This window comes from Mycobacterium sp. IDUB_1, from assembly GCF_055419625.1.
The window spans coordinates 1,204,462-1,220,194 of record NZ_JBVAYA010000001.1 but is presented as its reverse complement, the minus strand read 5'-3'; the positions used below and the strand labels follow the sequence as shown (position 1 = coordinate 1,220,194).

Here is a 15,733-nt window from a genome sequence, read left to right as displayed (position 1 = left end):
GACATGACCCTGGCTGTCGCGGCCATCACCGACCGCGTGCACTTCGCACAGACCGATCTCGTGAACTGGACGCTGGTGGCCGGCGACGCCTCATCGGGCGGCGGGGTGATCCTGATCGACGCGGGCTATCCCGGTGACCGCGACGACGTCCTGGCGTCCCTGTCCGGCCTGGGTTTCGGCCCGTCCGACGTGCGGGCGATCCTGCTGACGCACGCGCATGTCGACCACCTCGGCTCGGCGATCTGGCTCGCCCGTGAGCACGGCACGCCGGTGTACTGCCACGGCGCCGAGGTGCGGCACGTCCGACGGGAGTACCTCGAGCAGGCGTCGCCGCGCGATGTTCTCACCCGCGCTTGGCAGCCGAAGTTCCTGCTGTGGACGGTGGCGCTCGTTCGCAACGGCGGCCTGACCCACGAGGGCATCCCGACGGCGCAACCGCTCACCGAGGAGGTGGCGGCCGGCCTACCCGGCGCTCCGCAGGTGATCGCGACGCCCGGACACACGGGTGGGCACTGCTCGTACCTCGTGGACGGCGTGCTGGTCAGCGGCGACGCGTTGGTCACCGATCACCCGGTGGCCCCTCGACCCGGCCCGCAGCTGCTGCCGTCGCTGTTCAATCACGACGAGGATGCGTGCCGGCGCAGCCTCGACGTGTTGGCGGGAGTGCAGTCCGAGGTGATGCTGCCAGGGCACGGGCCGGTGTGGCGGGGTCCGGTGGCGGAGGCGGCCCGGAGGGCTCACGCCGCTCACACCAGGGTGTCGTAGCCCAGCAGGAAGATCGCGGTCAGGGTGAGGCCGCAGGCGAGGACGATCGAGGGCATCAGGATCATGGTGTCGAGTTCGTCGTCGTTGAGCACGTTGTCGTCGAAGCGGCCGAACAGCACCCGTGCGATGCCGGTGCGGCGGAACACGTGCACCATCCGCTGGACACCCGCGGTGTGCCGACGGCGCCCGACGAAGACTCGGGAGAGCCCGCCGAAGACGAACGTCAGCGCAGCAGCGGCCAGCATCAACCAGCCCACGGTCGCCTGCGACACATCGGCAAGCCTATAGCGCGAGATGATCCCGAAGGGTGCTGCCGGTGTAGCCGGTGCGGAAGCTGCCCCGCTCCTGCAGGAGCGGGGCCACCCGGTCGACGAATTCGTCGAGCCCGTGCGGCGTGAGGTGCGGCACCAGGATGAAGCCGTCACACGCGTCGGTCTGCACGTGCAGGTCCATCTCATCGGCCACCTGCGCGGGCGTGCCGACGAACTGCTGGCGGGAGGTGACGGCGATGACCAGCTCACGGATGCTCAAGTTCTCGGCCTCGGCGCGCTCGCGCCATGCGGCGGCGACGGCCTTCGGGTCGCCGTGGCGCACCCTGCCCTGCGACACCGTGGGGTCGTCGAGGGGGTCCACGTCGGGCAGCGGTCCATCGGGGTCGTAGGCCGACAGGTCTCGCTGCCACACTTGTTCGAGCATGGCGATGGCGGTCGGGCCGCTCACCTGTTGGAGTCGGATGTGCCGTGCGCGTTCTCTCGCGTCCGAGGGCGTGTCCCCCAGTACGAATGTGGCGGCGGGAAACACCCTGAGTGAGTTCGGATCCCGGCCCGCGGCAGCAGCTTTGCCTTTGACATCGGCATAGTAGGCGCGGCCGGCCTCCAGCTGCGAGTGCAGGGTGAACAGCGCGTCGGCGTGCCGCGCGCCGAACGCTCTGCCGTCCGCGGAGTCACCGGCCTGGAAGATCACCGGATAGCATTGCGGCGCAGGCGGTAACGTGGCTACTCCCCGGACATCGAACTGCGGGCCCGTGTGCGTCACGGTCCGGATTCGGGTGGGGTCGACGTAGACGCCGTGGTCCCGGTCGGCGACAACGGCGTCCTCAGCCCAACTGTCCCAGAACTGCCGCGCCACCGTGAGGAACTCCTCCGCGCGCCGATACCGATCGGCGTGGTCGAGGAACCCGCCCCGACGAAAGTTCTCACCGGTGAACGCGTCCGAAGACGTCACCACGTTCCACGCTGCCCGGCCGTCGGAGAGATGGTCCAGGGTCGCGAATTGCCTTGCCACTTCGAAGGGTTCGTTGAAGGTGGTGTTGATGGTTCCGGCCAGCCCGAGCCTCTCCGTGACGGCGGCAAGCGCAGCGAGCACCGTCAGGGTGTCCGGCCGCCCGACGACGTCGAGATCGTGGATACGCCCTCGATGCTCGCGTAATCGCAAACCCTCGGCGAGGAAGAAGAAGTCGAACAGTCCGCGCTCAGCGGTGCGGGCCAGGTGGACGAACGAGTCGAACTCGACCTGGCTGCCCGACCGCGGGTCCGACCACACCGTGGTGTTGTTGACGCCGGGAAAGTGGGCGCCGAGATGAATCTGCTTGCGGGGCTCGTCGGTCACGATGAGATGCCCCACCTTCGCGCGAGGAGCTCGTGGGAGCGCAGCCGGTCGGCGTGCCGGTGGGTCATCGACGTGACGACGAGCTCGTCGGCGCCGGTCGCGCGCTGCAGAGCGGTGAGCCTGTCGGCCACGGTGTCGGGACTGCCGACGAACTGGGTGTCGAGTCGGTCCTGCACCAGTGCGTACTGCTCGTCGGTGAGGGGTTCGACGTGGGCGGGATCGGGGTAGGGTATCGCGCCGTCACCGGTCCGGATCGAGTACACCCAGTGTCCGTAGCTGGCGGCGAGTCGTGCTGCGGCGTCGTCGTCGTCGCCCACCACCACGTCCGCGGACACCACCACGTACGGCTCATTCAGGTGGACCGACGCGACGAACCGCTCACGATAAGCGGCGACGGCGTCGAGCGCGGTGGCCGGGGTGATGTGGTAGCTCGCGACGAACGGCAGGCCAAGCGCGGCAGCCACTCTCGCGCTGTCGCCGGCGCTGCTACCGAAGATCCATGTTGTCAGCGCCGCCCCCTCACCGGGCACCGGGTGCGCTTCGACACCGTCGACGCAGTACTGCCCTCGCACCATCGCGAGGATGTCGGCGACCTGGTCACCGAAGTCGGGGGCGACGGCACCCGGCTGCTGAAGCACCGACATCCGCGCCCGCAGACGTGGGTTACGCATCAGCGCCGCCACGTCGAACGGGGCGGGTACCACCACACCGTCGACCTCGCGTACCCCGGCCCGCTGCGTCGGCGCGGAACCGGCCAGCGCCTCTCGGCGGCGCTGACCCGAACGTCCCACGCCGAGATCGATGCGTCCCGGATAGAACGCGTCGAGCATCCCGAAGGTCTCGACGACGGCGACCGCGGTGGTCTGCCCCAGCTGCACGGCGGCCGCCCCGACGCGGATGTCTGTTGTCGCCGCGGCGATCTGGCCGATGAGCACCGCCGGTGCGGAGCCGGCCACTGCGGCGAAGTGGTGTTCGGCCACCCAGAAGCGTCGGTACCCCCAGCGCTGCGCGTGTCGCGCCAGGTCGACGGAATTGCGCAGCGCAGTCGCGGCGTCGGCACCGGCGGGAATCGGCGAGAGGTCGAGGACAGACAGCGGGATGGTCATCGCGTACCCACCGATACGTATCGGTTCACCGGAGCACCTAGCCCCAGGCGCGAACGCAGCGTCTCGCCATCTCGGTGCTCTGTCCGGAATACATTGCGCTGCTGTAGAAGTGGAACCACCTGGTCGACGAGGACCGGCAGGTCGGTGGCGGTGACCGCGGGCCTCAGTCGGACTCCGTCGGCGCCGGCGGCGTGCCAGACTGCGATGTCGTCGGCGAGACGTGCCGGGCTGCCGTCGAACACGGCAGCGTCACTGCGGTCGTCCACCACCGCGTCGAAGCTGACGTACAGATCGACCCAGACCTTGAGATGTGCACCGCCCGCAGAGGCGAGCTCGTCGACGATTCCCGTCAGGGACTCGGGATCAGCAGGTGTCACGAACACGAGGTCCGCACTCGCTGCGGCGAACGTGTAGGCCTGCAGATTGTGTGCGAGCGCCGCCACGACGGGTTGACCCTGCGGGGGCCGCGGGGTGATCGACGGTCCTTTCACGCTGAAATGCGTTCCGGCGAAGTCGATGTAGTGCAGCTTGTCGCGGTCGACGAAGCGGCCGCTGGCGACATCGCGGATCACCGCGTCGTCCTCCCAGCTGTCCCAGAGCCGGCGCACCACGTCCACGGCGTCCCGGGCTTCACCGAACAGGTCCCCCAGCGCGTCGGGATCGCGGCGGCCGACGAGTTCCGCCTCGTGCCGGGTCGCGCTGACCCGCGGCTGCCAGCCTGCCCGACCGTGGGAGATGAAGTCCAGTGTGGCAATGGCTTTGGACACATGAAACGGCTCGGTGTGGGTGGTCGTCGCGACCGGGATCAGGCCGATGTGTCGGGTGGTCGGGGCCACCCGGGCCGCGATGAGGACGGCGTCGGGCCGACCGGCGAGCCAGCGCGGCTCGATGGTGGCTTTGCGGCGACGTTGCGGGGTCAGCGCATCGTCGAACGTCACGAAGTCGAGAAGTCCTCGTTCGGCGGTCGCGACGACGTCGGTCCAATACCGGCCATCGGTGATCGGCAGTGGCTCAGGACCGTAGCGCCACGCTTCGGGATGCCAACCGTACCCGTCCAGCGCCACACCCAGGTGAATGTCGGATGTCACGGCAGTACCTTCAGGAACGCGACGGGGTAGACCTCCCCCTCTGCCTGCAGGGGCTCGCTGAGGCGGGTGTAACCCAGGGAGGTGTAGAGCGCCTCCGCTTCGGGTTGGCGGTCACCGGTGGTGAGGTAGACGCGGGTGTAGCCGCGGGCGGCGATCTCCTCTTCGAGTCGGATCACGATGGCTTTGGCATAGCCGCGCCGGCGATGACGACTGTCTGTCCAGATGCGTTTGAGCTCAGCGGTGGTCGCGTCGAATTGCCGGAAGGCTCCTCCGGTCACCGGCTGCTCATCGAGCAGACCGATCAGGAGTTCGCCGCTGGGGGGCTCGAATTCAGCCGCCTGGTAGCCGCGAAGCCACGCGTGCACCTTGTCGCGCAGCCCGCCGTACCGATCGGCGTATTCGACGGCGAGCTCGTCGATCAGCGGGGTGGCGAGTGGATCGTCCTGGCGGACAGCGACGAACTGCAACTCACCGACGCTAGACACGGGCATCACCTTCCTGTCTAACGCATCTGTGCGTGGTGCATTTCCGGGCCGGCCCATTTACTCAGGGTGAGTGAAATTCCTCCCTGTTCGGCGACAACCGAGACGGGTCTGCAACTGGTCGGCGGTGACGGCCCAGCCGTGGTCGTGGTCGTCGACCGCCTCGGTCGGTAGCAGCGTGTGCTCGATCGACATCAGGGTGTCCTGGTCACCGTGGGGTTCGAAGGTGACGTCGACGATGCTGGTGGCCGTCGGGTCGGCCCAGCCCGAATGGCTCCAGGTGAATCTCACGTGGCGCGGTCGGTCGACGACGAGGAACTGGCCGGTGACCAGGATCGAGCGGCCCGAGTCGTCGATGTCGAAGCGCACGCGCCCGCCGACGTGGGGTTCGACGGTGACGGCGACGCAGCGGGTCGGCCGTGGGCACATCCAGTCCATCAGGGCTTCTGGATCGAGCCATTCGTCGAAGACGTCGTCGGGGACTGCGGGCATCACGCGGCGGACGCGCACGGTCGGTTGGCTCATCGCTTGGTCTTCTTGCGGAGCCGCTCGGAGAGCTTGTCGGCGCGGGCAGCCCAGAAGTCGGTCTGCTCGTCGATCCATTGCCGGGCCGGCGAGAGTCCGTCCGGGTGCAGCGACACCCAGTGTTCGCGGCCGCGGACCTCGCGGCGGATAAGGCCGGCCGATTCGAGGACGGCGACGTGCCGGGACACCCCGGCGAAGCTCATCGGGAGCGGTTCGGCCAGGTCGGTGATACGGGCGTCGCCGTCCCTGAGGGCTTCGAGGAGCCGCCGTCGCGTCGGATCCGCGAGCGCGGCGTAGGCGCGATCGAGAAGATCTTCAACCATTGTGTTGACTATAGCGGCGACTGGTGGTGTGCTGACGTTCAACATAACTGTTGAATGTTTGGAGGGCGGCGTGACGATGGAGCCTCGGACGGTATCGGCGGTCGAGTGGCAGAAGACGTTGGCGGAGATGCTGATTCGGGAGAAGGAATTCACCCGCGCGCGCGACGAGCTGGCGGCGATGCGTCGGCGGATGCCGTGGACCCTGGTGCCCAAGGAGTATCGATTCGAGGGTGCCGAGGGTGTAGTCACTCTGCGGGACCTGTTCGCGGGCCGACGCCAGTTGATCGTGTACCGGGCGTTCATGGATCCCGGTGTCAGCGGGTGGCCCGAACGCGGGTGCGTGGGATGTTCGCTGATGGCTGACCACATCCCTGATCTGTCGCACCTGCACGCCCGCGACACCACGCTGGTGTACGTGTCACGCGGGCCGCAGTCCGACATCACGCGGATCAAGAAGCGAATGGGGTGGACCATGCCGTGGTTCACCATGGTCGACGGCGAAGACGGCTTCTTCGACGTCGACTTCGACGTCGACGAGTGGCATGGCACGAACGCGTTCATTCGACACCCGGACACCGACGAGGTCTTCCGGACGTACTTCGTCAACAACCGCGGAGACGAGGCGTTCGTCAACACGTGGAGCCTCCTCGACATCACCGCACTGGGGCGGCAGGAGACGTGGGAGGACGCGCCGGCGGGGTTACAGCAAACGCCGCCATATGTGTGGTGGCGGCACCATGGCCTCTACGGATAGGCGCCGATCGAAAAGTTTCGCCACCCTGACGTGTCGCGTCGGCTAAACTTCGAGGCGTTGACACCGCAGCCAGGTCAGGTTGCTCTCGGCCGCCCCGCCCGCCGCCGAGAAACGAGCCTCACGGCGAAGCTGACCCCTTTTTCGATCGACCGCGTTCCGATGGAGTGGGCGATCCTGATCGAGGCAAGGGACGGCGGCGATGAGGTCGTTTCGAAGCATGTCCGAGTACTACACCTGGCTGGCCGAGCGCGACGACCCCGACGTCGACATCGAGTACACGGCACTACGGGAGGCCCGCGACCCAGTCATGGCGTTCGATCTGTTCATCCAACGCAATGTCGACGAGGCACGGCGCAAGGAGTTCGACAACGGCAGCAACCCCGACGCCGACATCGTGCGACGCGCCATCCGCCGCCGCGCATAGCCCACCTCCCGACGCCACCCACTTCCCCGCCAAAATTGACACGTGTAAAGTTCGGCCGCATGGACAACATCCGCGGACGAACGATCGCCATCACCGGTGCCGCGCGGGGCATCGGCTACGCCACCGCCGAAGCGCTGCTCAAGCGCGGCGCACGAGTCGTCATCGGTGATCGTGACGTGGCCCTTCAGGAGTCGTCGGTCGCCAAGCTCTCCAATCTCGGCCCGGCGTCGGGCTACCCGCTCGACGTCACCGATCGCGAATCGTTCGCGACGTTCCTGGACAAGGCCCGCACGGACGGCGGCGGCCACATCGACGTGTTGATCAACAACGCGGGTGTCATGCCGATCGGGCCGTTCCTCGAGCAGTCCGAGCAGTCGATCCGCTCGTCGATCGAGGTCAACCTCTACGGCGTGATCGCCGGCTGTCAGCTGGCCCTGCCCGACATGATCGCGCGCCGCCGCGGCCACATCATCAACATCGCGTCCCTGTCGGGCGTCATCCCCGTGCCCGGCCAGGTGGTCTACGTAGGCGCCAAGTTCGGCGTGGTCGGACTCTCCGCCGCCCTGGCCGACGAGGTCGCACCGCACGGTGTGCACGTGTCGGTGGTGATGCCGCCGTTCACCAACACCGAGCTGATCTCCGGCACCAAAGAGACGCCCGGCACCAAACCCGTTGAGCCTGAGGATATTGCCGCGGCCATCGTCAAGACACTGAACAAGCCGAAGACGCATGTATCGGTGCCTCCGTTCCTACGGTTCACCGCACAGGCCGCACAGATGCTCGGACCCCGCGGACGTCGCTGGATGAACCGAAAGCTCGGTCTGGACAACGTCTTCCTGGAGTTCGACACCACCAAGCGGGCCGGCTACGAGCAGCGCGCGCAGTCCGCTCTGGGCGTGGTCGAAGGTGCCGACAACAAGGGCTAGCCTGCGATACCGTCGATCAGGCGATCGCAGACCGAGTACATGTCGGTCTTCGCTGCGGCCTGATCCGCTGCCCGGGCGATGAACAGCGCCGCCTCGTCGAGCGCACCCAGCAGCACATGAGCGGTCGGCCGCACCGGCTGCTCGGGGATCACACCGTCGGCCATTGCCTGCGCCAACATCGCCTCGACCACGCCGAGCCCGTATCGCATCCCCACCTCGCGCCAGCGCTGCCAGCCGAGTACCGCAGGCGCATCGATCAGCACGATCCGCTGCACATCGGGCGCTGAGCACACATCCAGGAACAGCCGCGCCCCCGTGCGCATCGCCGCGAGGTGATCCGCAGGCTCAGCCTCGGCGATCCGAGTGGCGATCCGACTGACGAGCTCGGCTTCCACATCCTCGTAGACCGCCGCGAAGAGCTCCGTCTTGTCGTCGAACTGGTGATAGAGCGCGCCGCGCGTCACACCCGCCGCCGCGACGATCTCCTGCGTCGACACATCGGCAAAACCGTTGACCGCGAACAGCTCTCGCGCTGCCGCGACCAGCTTCGCGCGGGTCGCCGCGGTGCGCTCGGCTTGAGTGCGGCGGGGCCGGGGGTTGACTTCCATACAGTCTGCACGTAACTTTCGTACTCAGTGTTCGTAAGTGTCGACGAAAAGGATAACCGGCATGCCCACCGTCACGTCTTCCATTGAACTGCCGTCGACCACCATCGAGTTCCGCGAGTCGGGCCCGGCGGACTCGACCTCCCCGCCGGTGGTGTTCGTGCACGGCGCACTCGTCGACTCACGACTGTGGGACTCCGTGGCCGCCGACCTCGCCGCACGCGGAATCCGTTGCCTCCAGCCAGATCTCCCGCTGGGCGCACACCGCGTCCCGGTGCGCGATCGCGCAGCTCTGACGCCCGAGGGCGTCGCCGAGATGGTGCACCAGTTCCTCGCCGAGCTCGATCTGCACGACGTGATCCTCGTCGGCAACGACACCGGCGGCGGCATCTGCCAGTTCCTGATCGACGCGCACCCCGACCGGATCGGCCGGCTCGTCCTCACCAATTGCGATGCGTTCGAGAAGTTTCCACCGTTTCCGTTCAACGCGGTGTTCGCCGCGATGCGAACCCGAGCAACCGTCAGCGCGCTGATGGCACCCATGGGCATCACGGCGCTGCGACACTCCCCGCTGGGTTTCGGTCTGTTGGCCAAGAAGCTCGATCCTGCACTGACGGCGTCGTGGCTCACCCCGGCCCGCACCGACCGACGCATCGCCGGTGACTTCGCCGCGCTCGCCCGCGGGATCGGGCGCACCGACCTGACCGCGGTTGCACCGCGCCTGCACCGATTCACCAAACCCGTGACCGTGGTGTGGGGCACCGACGACCGGTGCTTCACCCCGGATCTGGGGCGCCGGCTGGCGGCCTTGTTCCCGAACTCGACGGTGATAGACGTCCCGGGCGCGACGACGTTCGTGCCGCTGGACGCCCCCGCGGCGGTCACCGCGGCGATCGCCCGTCAGGCGAATTCCGGTATCGGATCGCCGAGTCGGTAGGCCTCGATGGCGTCGAGGTGGGCGAAGAACTCCTCGACACCGAACTGGTAGTCGTCGGCAGTCCCGACGAACACCACGTGCACGATCTCGCCGTCGTCCTCGGGGGTCAGCAGCGCGACCGTCACGTTGACGACCTCGCCCTCGTCGGGCACGTCGGCCTCCGAGGGCACCCAGTACCAGGCCGCGCCGGTCTCGTCGTCGACGTCTTCGGAGAACTCCCAGCCGCGCTCGGTCAACTGCGTATCGAAAGCCTCGAGATCAGAAGCGATGTCGAGCTGCTCGAGCACGCGCGACGGGATCCAGCCCTCCTCGCGCACTGCCTGGCGCTTCTTGCGGCGGGCCTTCTTCTTGTCGGAGCGGCGTGACACCTAGGCCAGCGCCTGGTCGAGATCGGCGATCAGATCCTCTGTGCCTTCGAGGCCGATCGAGATGCGAACGACGCCGTCGCCCAAGCCGATTGCCGCACGGCCCTCAGGCCCCATCGCGCGGTGCGTAGTGGTCGCCGGGTGCGTGATCAGTGACTTGGAATCGCCGAGGTTGTTGGAGATGTCGACGATCCGCAGCTTGTCGAGCACCTCGAACGCGCGCTCCTTCGTGCCGCCGGCGAGTTCGAAGGTGACGACGGTTCCGCCACCGGTCATCTGCCGCTTAGCGAGGTCGTATTGCGGGTGCGACTCCAGCAGGGGGTACTTGACCCAGCTCACCGACGGATGAGACTCCAGGAACTCGGCGATTCGATGAGCCGACGAATTCTGGTGCTGCACACGTAAAGCCAGCGTCTCCAGACCCTTGAGCAGCGTCCACGCGTTGAACGGGCTCAACGCCGGTCCCGTGTGACGCATCAGCTTCTGCACCGGGCCGTCGATGTAGTCCTTGCTGCCCAGGATCGCGCCGCCGAGAACGCGGCCCTGCCCGTCGATGTGCTTGGTGCCGGAGTAGATCACCACGTCGACACCCAGCGGGAAGCCCTGCTGCAGGATCGGGGTGGCAAAGACGTTGTCCAGCACTACTTTCGCACCCGCGGCATGGGCGAGGTCGCACACCGCGGCGATGTCGACCAGCGACTGCATCGGGTTCGACGGGGTCTCGAAGAACACCGCCTGCGTGGGAACCGACAGTGCCTCCTCCCACTGCGACAAGTCATCGCCGTCGACGAAGACCGTCTCCACACCCCAGCGGGGCAGGATCTCGCTGCAGACCACGAAGCACGAGCCGAACAGGCTGCGGGCGGCCACCAGACGATCGCCGGCACCCAGGAGCGCGCCCAACGCGGTGAACACCGCCGACATACCGGTGGCCGTCGCGAAACAGGCCGGCGCACCCTCGAGCAGCCGCAGCCGCTCCTCGAACATCGAGATCGTCGGGTTGCCGTAGCGCGAGTACACGTAGCGATCGATCTCGCCGGTGAACGCCTTCTCCGCGTCGGCCGCCGTCTCGTACACGTAGCCCGACGTCAGGTACAGCGCCTCGGCGGTCTCCTCGAACCCGGACCGCAGCAGACCACCGCGCACGCCGACAGTGGCCTGGCTGACTCCGTCGGGCAGCTCGGCGGGGGTGCGCACCGACTTGCCTGCCGACTCGGTCATGACTGCCTCCACGGCAGACCCACGGCCTTCCAGCCGGTGCCACCGCGATGACCGTGCTCGTCCAGATTGCCCTCGAAGCCGTCCAGGACGTTGTACGACGGCCCGATGCCCGCCTCGGTGGCGGCCTCGGCGGCGCCGATCGAACGGTTGCCGGATCGGCACAGGAAAACCACCGGCCGCTCACCCGGGGTGACGCCGGCGGCCAACAGATCGTCGACGAAGCCGTCGTTGCGTGAGCCGTCGGTGCGATTCCACTCGATGAACACGGTGTCGCGCTCCAGCGGCGACAGATCCGGTACCCCCACGAAGCGCCATTCGGCATCGGTGCGGCAATCGACCAGCACGGCATCGGGGTTCTCGCTCAGGAGCTTCCAGGCCTCCTCCGGCGAGATGTCTCCGGCATAACTCACGGTCGAGAGTGTCGCACAGCTAGCTGGGGCCGGTCGAACAGACCTTCCACGTCCCGTCCTCCCGTGCGAACGCGATGTCCGAGGTCTGCTTGGCGTCCGGCGCGTTGGCGAAGTGATAGGTGACCGATGCCGTGGCCCGCTCCCCGTCGACCTTGACGGTCGTCACCCCGTCGAGGAATCGCTCACCTTGCTTGGCCTTCGAATCACGTTGCCTGGCAAGGATGTCCGCCTCGGTACCCACCTGCGCGGCGCACGTGAAGCTGCGGAAATCCGTGTAGTCGTCTCGCTGCAGCGCGTCGTTCTGGCCGGCCGCAGCGCGCCCGATGAGCTGCTCGTCGGTGAGCTCGCCGCCGGAGAACAGCGTGAACAACCAGATTGTGATCACGATGGCGACAATGATGGCCAGCGCACCCAGGAACGGCGCCGCCGACGTGCCGGTGGACTCGTCGGGCTCGGTCACGTCAGCCTGCGCAGCGCCGACGCGACGCGGCGGGCGCGATCACGGGCGACGATCGGATCCGGCGCGGTGGCGGTGGCCAGCCAGCGCTGCGACGAGAACAATCGCACGTCGCTCTCCGCGACCTCGAGCGCTGCGCCCAGTGCCGCGCGCCACGGGGTGTCGGCGGCGTCGTACCCGTCTGAGGAGACCTCCATCGCCGCCGGCGAGATCATGATCGTGTCGACTGGGAGCCCGAGGATCGCCCGGGCATGCAGCTCGACGGCGGACAGGCGCTGCGAGCGCAACGTCACCAGTGCGCTGTCCTGCGGCCGGGGTGCGACATCGCTGAAGTACACCTCGTCGCCGCGCACCAGCAGCTCGACCGCGAACACGCCGCGCCCGCCAAGGGAGTTGACGATCCGCGCCGCGATCGACTTCGCCGCGTCCAGCGCGGCAGCCGAAAGATGCTGCGGCTGCCAGGATTCCAGTGTCTCGGCAGACTCCCGGTGGTGGCCGATGGGTTCGCAGAAGCTGACCACCGGCCCCGACGGGCCGGTGGTGCGCACGGTCAGCAGCGTCACGGCGACGTCGATCTCGACCACGGTCTCGGCCAGCACTCGCTGCAGGCTCAGCCGGCCGCCGGCCACCGCGCTGCGCCACGCCGGCTCGATGTCGTCGGGCCGCAGCACGACAGACTCCCCTTCGCCGGGCGCGGCGGTCACCGGCTTGACCAGCAGCGGGAACCCCGCGTGCTGGGCGACCGCGGTCAATTCGGCCACCGAGCCGGCGAACCAGAACGGCGCCGTGGGCAACCCGAGCTCGTCGGCGGCCAGCCGGCGCAGCGCTTCCCCGTCCACCGACAGCCGCAGCGCGCGCGGCGTCGGCACCACCTCGACGTCCTCGCGGTCGGCAGCGGCGAGCAGCGCGTCGGTGGCCACCCCGTCGGCGTCGGCGACGACGACTCGGGGCTGGGTTGCGTCGATCAGCGCGGTCAACGCGTCCGCATCCGTCATCGCGGCCATGTCGTCGGACACCGTCACCCGCGCGCCCAGCCGCTCGAAGGCCAGCGCCAGGTCGTGCGTGTGTTCGCCACCCCGCAGGAGCAGCACCGATGTCATCTCGGCCGCAGTCGTCTCACTCATCGAGCATCCAGCCTGCCAGAACCCTCAGTCGGACGTGACGCCCAGATCGGAGTGAAACCCGCTCATCGCCTCGACGATGGCGCCGAACACCCGGTGAGCGGCCCGCAGATCAGCGTCGGGCACGTCGGCCAGCGCGCTGCTGAGGTGGTGGGCCAGGGGGGTGAAGAACTCGCGGGCCACGTCCATGCCGTGCTCGGCCACCCGCAGTTTGACCTTGCGCCGGTCATCGGGATCGGGCTCGCGCAGCACATGACCGGAGGCGATCATCCGCTCGACCAGATAGGTGATCGCCGCGCCGGACACCCCCATCCGGGCACGCAACCCGCCGGCGGCCAGCGGCTCGCCCGTGGTCTCGGCCACCAGCACATGCAGCAGGGCCCGGAAGTCGTTGTCCGACAGCCCGTGACGGGCGGCGAAGGCATGGCCGATCTGGTCGGACTGCGCAGTGAGCGCACGTACGTCGGCGGCGATGAGCCCTTCCAGCGCTGCGCGGTCGTCGTCAGCCATGCCGACATCGTACAGGTTGTTCATTTGATTAACGGTTAAGTATCTGAAATATTGACCGGTATGAGCAGACGACTGTCGTGGGTGATCGCACTGATGATCATCGTCGTGTCCGGCGCCTCCCTCGGGCTGTTGAGCGGCGGCTCCTCCGCCGAGCAGTCGCCGGTACCCGTACCCGCCAGCGCCGAGTCGACGCGCGCCGACCAGCTCCGCGCCGACTTCCCCGGCGGCGATCAGGCGCCTGCGCTGATGGTCCTGACCCGCGCCGACGGCGCCGCGCTCAGCCCAGCAGACCAGGCGGCCGCCGACGCGGCGCGTCAGCGCATGCTGGCCACGGCCGACGCCGGCCCCGGCGGGCCACCCCTTCAGGTCTCCGAGGACGGTCAGGCCGCGATCGCCGTCGTCCCGCTACCGGCCGACCTGTCCGGATTCGCGCTCGGCGACGAGGTCACGAAGCTCCGCAGCGCGGCCACCGACGGTCTGGACCCGCAGCTGCGCGCCCAGGTCACCGGCGGCCCCGCGTTCGGCGCCGACATCGCCGATTCATTCTCCGGTGCCAACGTCACCCTGCTCGCCGTCACCGCGGCGGTGGTGGCCCTGCTGCTGATCGTCACCTATCGCTCGCCGGTGCTGTGGCTGGTACCGCTGCTGGTGATCGCGTTCGCCGACCGGGTCGGCGGCGTGGTGGGCACGGCCGTCGCCGAAGGGCTCGGCATGTCGCCGGACGGCTCGACGGGCGGCATCACCAGCGTGCTCGTGTTCGGCGCGGGCACCAACTACGCGCTGCTGCTCATCTCGCGCTATCGGGAAGAGCTGGGCCGCCCCCGATCCGGCAACGACTCTCACCACACCGCGCTCGCCACCGCCGTGCGCAGGGCGGGGCCGGCGATCATCGCGAGCAACGCGACCGTGGTGCTGGCGCTGCTGACCCTGCTGCTCGCCTCCTCCCCGAGCACCCGCAGCCTCGGGGTCCAGGCCGCGTCCGGCCTCGTCGTCGCCGCGGTGTTCGTACTGCTGGTGTTGCCGCCGTTCCTCGACCTCTTCGGCCGGAAGCTGTTCTGGCCCTTCATTCCCCGCGTGGGTGCGACGGCGCTGACCGAGGGCGGCGCCTGGCACCGCGTCGCCGACGGGGTGGCGCGCAAGCCCGCCGTGGTCTCCGTCGTCGCGATCGGCGTGCTGGGGCTGCTGTGCACCGGCCTGCTGAGCACGCCGATCGGGTTGTCGCAGACCGAACAGTTCCGCGTGCAGGCCGAATCGGTGAGCGGTTTCGACACCCTGTCGGAGCACTTCCCCAGCGGCGTCACCGATCCCACGCTCGTCATCGCCTCGACCGACCGCGCCGCCCAGGTCCAGCAGGCGATCACCGCCACCCCGGGCGTCGTCTCCGTCAACCCGGCCGGCACCTCACCGCAGGGCCTGACGCAGTGGTCCGTGGTGCTGGCCGCCGAACCCGCCTCCGACGAGGCGTTCGACACGATCGACGCGCTGCGGACCGCGGTGCACGGCGCCGACGCCGACAGCCTGGTCGGTGGCTCCGACGCCAAGGCCAGGGACGCGGCGGGGGCCGCCGGCCGCGACCGCACCCTCGTGGTGCCCGCGATCCTCGCAGTCGTGCTGCTGGTGCTGTTCGTGCTGCTGCGCTCCGCACTGGCGCCGCTGATCCTGGTCGCGGTCACCGTGCTCAGTGCCCTGGCCGCGCTCGGCCTCGGCGGCTGGGCCAGCGTGCACGTGTTCGGGTTCCCCGCACTGGACAACACCGTGCCGCTGTTCGCGCTGCTGTTCCTCGTCGCCCTCGGCGTGGACTACACGATCTTCCTGGTCACCCGGGCACGCGAGGAGACGCCGGAGCACGGCACCCGCGACGGGATCGTCCGGGCCGTCTCGGCAACCGGAGCGGTGATCACCAGCGCGGGCATCGTGTTGGCGGCGGTGTTCTGCGTGCTGGGTGTGCTGCCGCTGATCGCGCTGACACAGGTCGGCATCATCGTCGGATTGGGCATTTTGCTGGACACGTTCGTCGTGAGGACCGTCGTGATCCCCGCGCTGTTCACGCTCATCGGCCCGAAGATCTGGTGGCCGGCCCTGCGCGCGGGACGGTAGCTGCACACG

The 15,733-nt window shown here is 68.5% G+C and carries 20 protein-coding genes; 6 read left to right on the top strand and 14 right to left on the bottom strand.

The features are described from left to right. Positions 1-3 precede the first annotated feature (3 nt). On the top strand, positions 4-765 hold the full coding sequence (locus ACZYYX_RS06145; protein WP_463813544.1) for an MBL fold metallo-hydrolase: 762 nt from the start codon (positions 4-6) through the stop codon (positions 763-765). On the opposite strand, the gene ACZYYX_RS06140 is transcribed toward ACZYYX_RS06145, so the two are convergent. From ACZYYX_RS06140 to ACZYYX_RS06110, 7 genes are read right to left on the bottom strand one after another with little or no spacing between them, the layout of a single operon-like run. Then, a complete protein-coding gene (locus tag ACZYYX_RS06140; RefSeq protein ID WP_463813543.1) occupies positions 747-1,037 on the bottom strand; it encodes a hypothetical protein in 291 nt (96 codons plus the stop codon). The genes ACZYYX_RS06145 and ACZYYX_RS06140 overlap by 19 nt on opposite strands. Before the next feature lie 10 nt (positions 1,038-1,047). Next, positions 1,048-2,373 carry an NtaA/DmoA family FMN-dependent monooxygenase gene (locus ACZYYX_RS06135; protein ID WP_463813542.1) on the bottom strand — a complete coding sequence of 442 codons (1,326 nt, stop codon included), beginning with the start codon at positions 2,371-2,373 and terminating at the stop codon, positions 1,048-1,050. Further along, entirely contained in the window at positions 2,370-3,479 is a 1,110-nt protein-coding gene (locus ACZYYX_RS06130) for an LLM class flavin-dependent oxidoreductase (protein ID WP_463813541.1), read from the bottom strand. Before ACZYYX_RS06130 ends, ACZYYX_RS06135 begins: the two co-directional genes overlap by 4 nt. Then, on the bottom strand, positions 3,476-4,567 hold the full coding sequence (locus tag ACZYYX_RS06125) for an LLM class flavin-dependent oxidoreductase (RefSeq protein WP_463813540.1): 1,092 nt from the start codon (positions 4,565-4,567) through the stop codon (positions 3,476-3,478). Before ACZYYX_RS06125 ends, ACZYYX_RS06130 begins: the two co-directional genes overlap by 4 nt. Continuing rightward, complete coding sequence (locus ACZYYX_RS06120; RefSeq protein WP_463813539.1) at positions 4,564-5,058, bottom strand: GNAT family N-acetyltransferase; 495 nt, start codon at positions 5,056-5,058, stop codon at positions 4,564-4,566. The genes ACZYYX_RS06125 and ACZYYX_RS06120 overlap by 4 nt, the downstream gene beginning before the upstream one ends. A 51-nt stretch (positions 5,059-5,109) precedes the next feature. Beyond that, entirely contained in the window at positions 5,110-5,574 is a 465-nt protein-coding gene (locus ACZYYX_RS06115; protein ID WP_463813538.1) for an SRPBCC family protein, read from the bottom strand. Then, positions 5,571-5,897 carry an ArsR/SmtB family transcription factor gene (locus ACZYYX_RS06110; RefSeq protein ID WP_463813537.1) on the bottom strand — a complete coding sequence of 109 codons (327 nt, stop codon included), beginning with the start codon at positions 5,895-5,897 and terminating at the stop codon, positions 5,571-5,573. Before ACZYYX_RS06110 ends, ACZYYX_RS06115 begins: the two co-directional genes overlap by 4 nt. 76 nt (positions 5,898-5,973) lie before the next feature. On the opposite strand from ACZYYX_RS06110, the gene ACZYYX_RS06105 reads away from it, so the two are divergent. The 3 genes from ACZYYX_RS06105 to ACZYYX_RS06095 all read left to right on the top strand — a co-directional run bounded on the left by ACZYYX_RS06105 (position 5,974) and on the right by ACZYYX_RS06095 (position 8,001). After that, positions 5,974-6,651 (top strand): DUF899 domain-containing protein, encoded by a 678-nt coding sequence (locus ACZYYX_RS06105; protein WP_463814823.1) that lies wholly within the window; start codon positions 5,974-5,976, stop codon positions 6,649-6,651. 217 nt (positions 6,652-6,868) lie between these two features. Next, positions 6,869-7,075, top strand: a complete 207-nt coding sequence (locus ACZYYX_RS06100) for a hypothetical protein (protein ID WP_463813536.1) — start codon at positions 6,869-6,871, stop codon at positions 7,073-7,075. A 59-nt stretch (positions 7,076-7,134) separates the two neighbouring features. Continuing rightward, positions 7,135-8,001: an SDR family oxidoreductase gene (locus ACZYYX_RS06095; RefSeq protein ID WP_463813535.1), complete on the top strand. Its 867-nt coding sequence runs from the start codon at positions 7,135-7,137 to the stop codon at positions 7,999-8,001. Here ACZYYX_RS06095 and ACZYYX_RS06090 read toward each other — a convergent pair. Continuing rightward, on the bottom strand, positions 7,998-8,609 hold the full coding sequence (locus ACZYYX_RS06090; RefSeq protein ID WP_463813534.1) for a TetR/AcrR family transcriptional regulator: 612 nt from the start codon (positions 8,607-8,609) through the stop codon (positions 7,998-8,000). The genes ACZYYX_RS06095 and ACZYYX_RS06090 overlap by 4 nt on opposite strands. Before the next feature lie 61 nt (positions 8,610-8,670). Between ACZYYX_RS06090 and ACZYYX_RS06085 the strand changes: the two genes are divergently transcribed. Continuing rightward, positions 8,671-9,543, top strand: coding sequence for an alpha/beta fold hydrolase (locus ACZYYX_RS06085; RefSeq protein ID WP_463813533.1), 873 nt, complete (start codon positions 8,671-8,673; stop codon positions 9,541-9,543). Here the strand turns inward: ACZYYX_RS06085 and ACZYYX_RS06080 are convergent. From ACZYYX_RS06080 to ACZYYX_RS06055, 6 genes are read right to left on the bottom strand one after another with little or no spacing between them, the layout of a single operon-like run. Further along, on the bottom strand, positions 9,507-9,911 hold the full coding sequence (locus ACZYYX_RS06080; protein WP_463813532.1) for a hypothetical protein: 405 nt from the start codon (positions 9,909-9,911) through the stop codon (positions 9,507-9,509). The two genes, ACZYYX_RS06085 and ACZYYX_RS06080, sit on opposite strands and share 37 nt — an antisense overlap. Further along, complete coding sequence (locus ACZYYX_RS06075) at positions 9,912-11,129, bottom strand: O-succinylhomoserine sulfhydrylase (RefSeq protein WP_463813531.1); 1,218 nt, start codon at positions 11,127-11,129, stop codon at positions 9,912-9,914. It lies immediately after the preceding gene. Continuing rightward, positions 11,126-11,539 (bottom strand): rhodanese-like domain-containing protein, encoded by a 414-nt coding sequence (locus ACZYYX_RS06070; protein WP_463813530.1) that lies wholly within the window; start codon positions 11,537-11,539, stop codon positions 11,126-11,128. The genes ACZYYX_RS06075 and ACZYYX_RS06070 overlap by 4 nt, the downstream gene beginning before the upstream one ends. Before the next feature lie 19 nt (positions 11,540-11,558). Then, the gene (locus ACZYYX_RS06065) at positions 11,559-11,999 is read right to left on the bottom strand and encodes an Rv0361 family membrane protein (RefSeq protein WP_463813529.1); all 441 of its coding nucleotides are present in this window, start codon (positions 11,997-11,999) and stop codon (positions 11,559-11,561) included. Further along, entirely contained in the window at positions 11,996-13,120 is a 1,125-nt protein-coding gene (gene purT / locus ACZYYX_RS06060) for a formate-dependent phosphoribosylglycinamide formyltransferase (protein ID WP_463813528.1), read from the bottom strand. The genes ACZYYX_RS06065 and purT overlap by 4 nt, the downstream gene beginning before the upstream one ends. Before the next feature lie 24 nt (positions 13,121-13,144). Then, positions 13,145-13,627, bottom strand: a complete 483-nt coding sequence (locus ACZYYX_RS06055) for a MarR family winged helix-turn-helix transcriptional regulator (protein WP_463813527.1) — start codon at positions 13,625-13,627, stop codon at positions 13,145-13,147. 60 nt (positions 13,628-13,687) lie between these two features. Between ACZYYX_RS06055 and ACZYYX_RS06050 the strand changes: the two genes are divergently transcribed. Continuing rightward, positions 13,688-15,724: an MMPL family transporter gene (locus ACZYYX_RS06050; protein WP_463813526.1), complete on the top strand. Its 2,037-nt coding sequence runs from the start codon at positions 13,688-13,690 to the stop codon at positions 15,722-15,724. Positions 15,725-15,733 lie beyond the last annotated feature (9 nt).

Bases quoted from the DNA above. Each gene is read 5' to 3' on its own strand.
- ACZYYX_RS06145 (WP_463813544.1), top strand. From the start codon at position 4: ATGACCCTGGCTGTCGCGGCCATCACCGACCGCGTGCACTTCGCACAG.
- ACZYYX_RS06130 (WP_463813541.1), bottom strand. From the start codon at position 3,479: ATGACCATCCCGCTGTCTGTCCTCGACCTCTCGCCGATTCCCGCCGGT.
- ACZYYX_RS06120 (WP_463813539.1), bottom strand. From the start codon at position 5,058: ATGCCCGTGTCTAGCGTCGGTGAGTTGCAGTTCGTCGCTGTCCGCCAG.
- ACZYYX_RS06115 (WP_463813538.1), bottom strand. From the start codon at position 5,574: ATGAGCCAACCGACCGTGCGCGTCCGCCGCGTGATGCCCGCAGTCCCC.
- ACZYYX_RS06110 (WP_463813537.1), bottom strand. From the start codon at position 5,897: ATGGTTGAAGATCTTCTCGATCGCGCCTACGCCGCGCTCGCGGATCCG.
- ACZYYX_RS06105 (WP_463814823.1), top strand. From the start codon at position 5,974: ATGGAGCCTCGGACGGTATCGGCGGTCGAGTGGCAGAAGACGTTGGCG.
- ACZYYX_RS06100 (WP_463813536.1), top strand. From the start codon at position 6,869: ATGTCCGAGTACTACACCTGGCTGGCCGAGCGCGACGACCCCGACGTC.
- ACZYYX_RS06095 (WP_463813535.1), top strand. From the start codon at position 7,135: ATGGACAACATCCGCGGACGAACGATCGCCATCACCGGTGCCGCGCGG.
- ACZYYX_RS06090 (WP_463813534.1), bottom strand. From the start codon at position 8,609: ATGGAAGTCAACCCCCGGCCCCGCCGCACTCAAGCCGAGCGCACCGCG.
- ACZYYX_RS06085 (WP_463813533.1), top strand. From the start codon at position 8,671: ATGCCCACCGTCACGTCTTCCATTGAACTGCCGTCGACCACCATCGAG.
- ACZYYX_RS06075 (WP_463813531.1), bottom strand. From the start codon at position 11,129: ATGACCGAGTCGGCAGGCAAGTCGGTGCGCACCCCCGCCGAGCTGCCC.
- purT (WP_463813528.1), bottom strand. From the start codon at position 13,120: ATGAGTGAGACGACTGCGGCCGAGATGACATCGGTGCTGCTCCTGCGG.
- ACZYYX_RS06055 (WP_463813527.1), bottom strand. From the start codon at position 13,627: ATGGCTGACGACGACCGCGCAGCGCTGGAAGGGCTCATCGCCGCCGAC.
- ACZYYX_RS06050 (WP_463813526.1), top strand. From the start codon at position 13,688: ATGAGCAGACGACTGTCGTGGGTGATCGCACTGATGATCATCGTCGTG.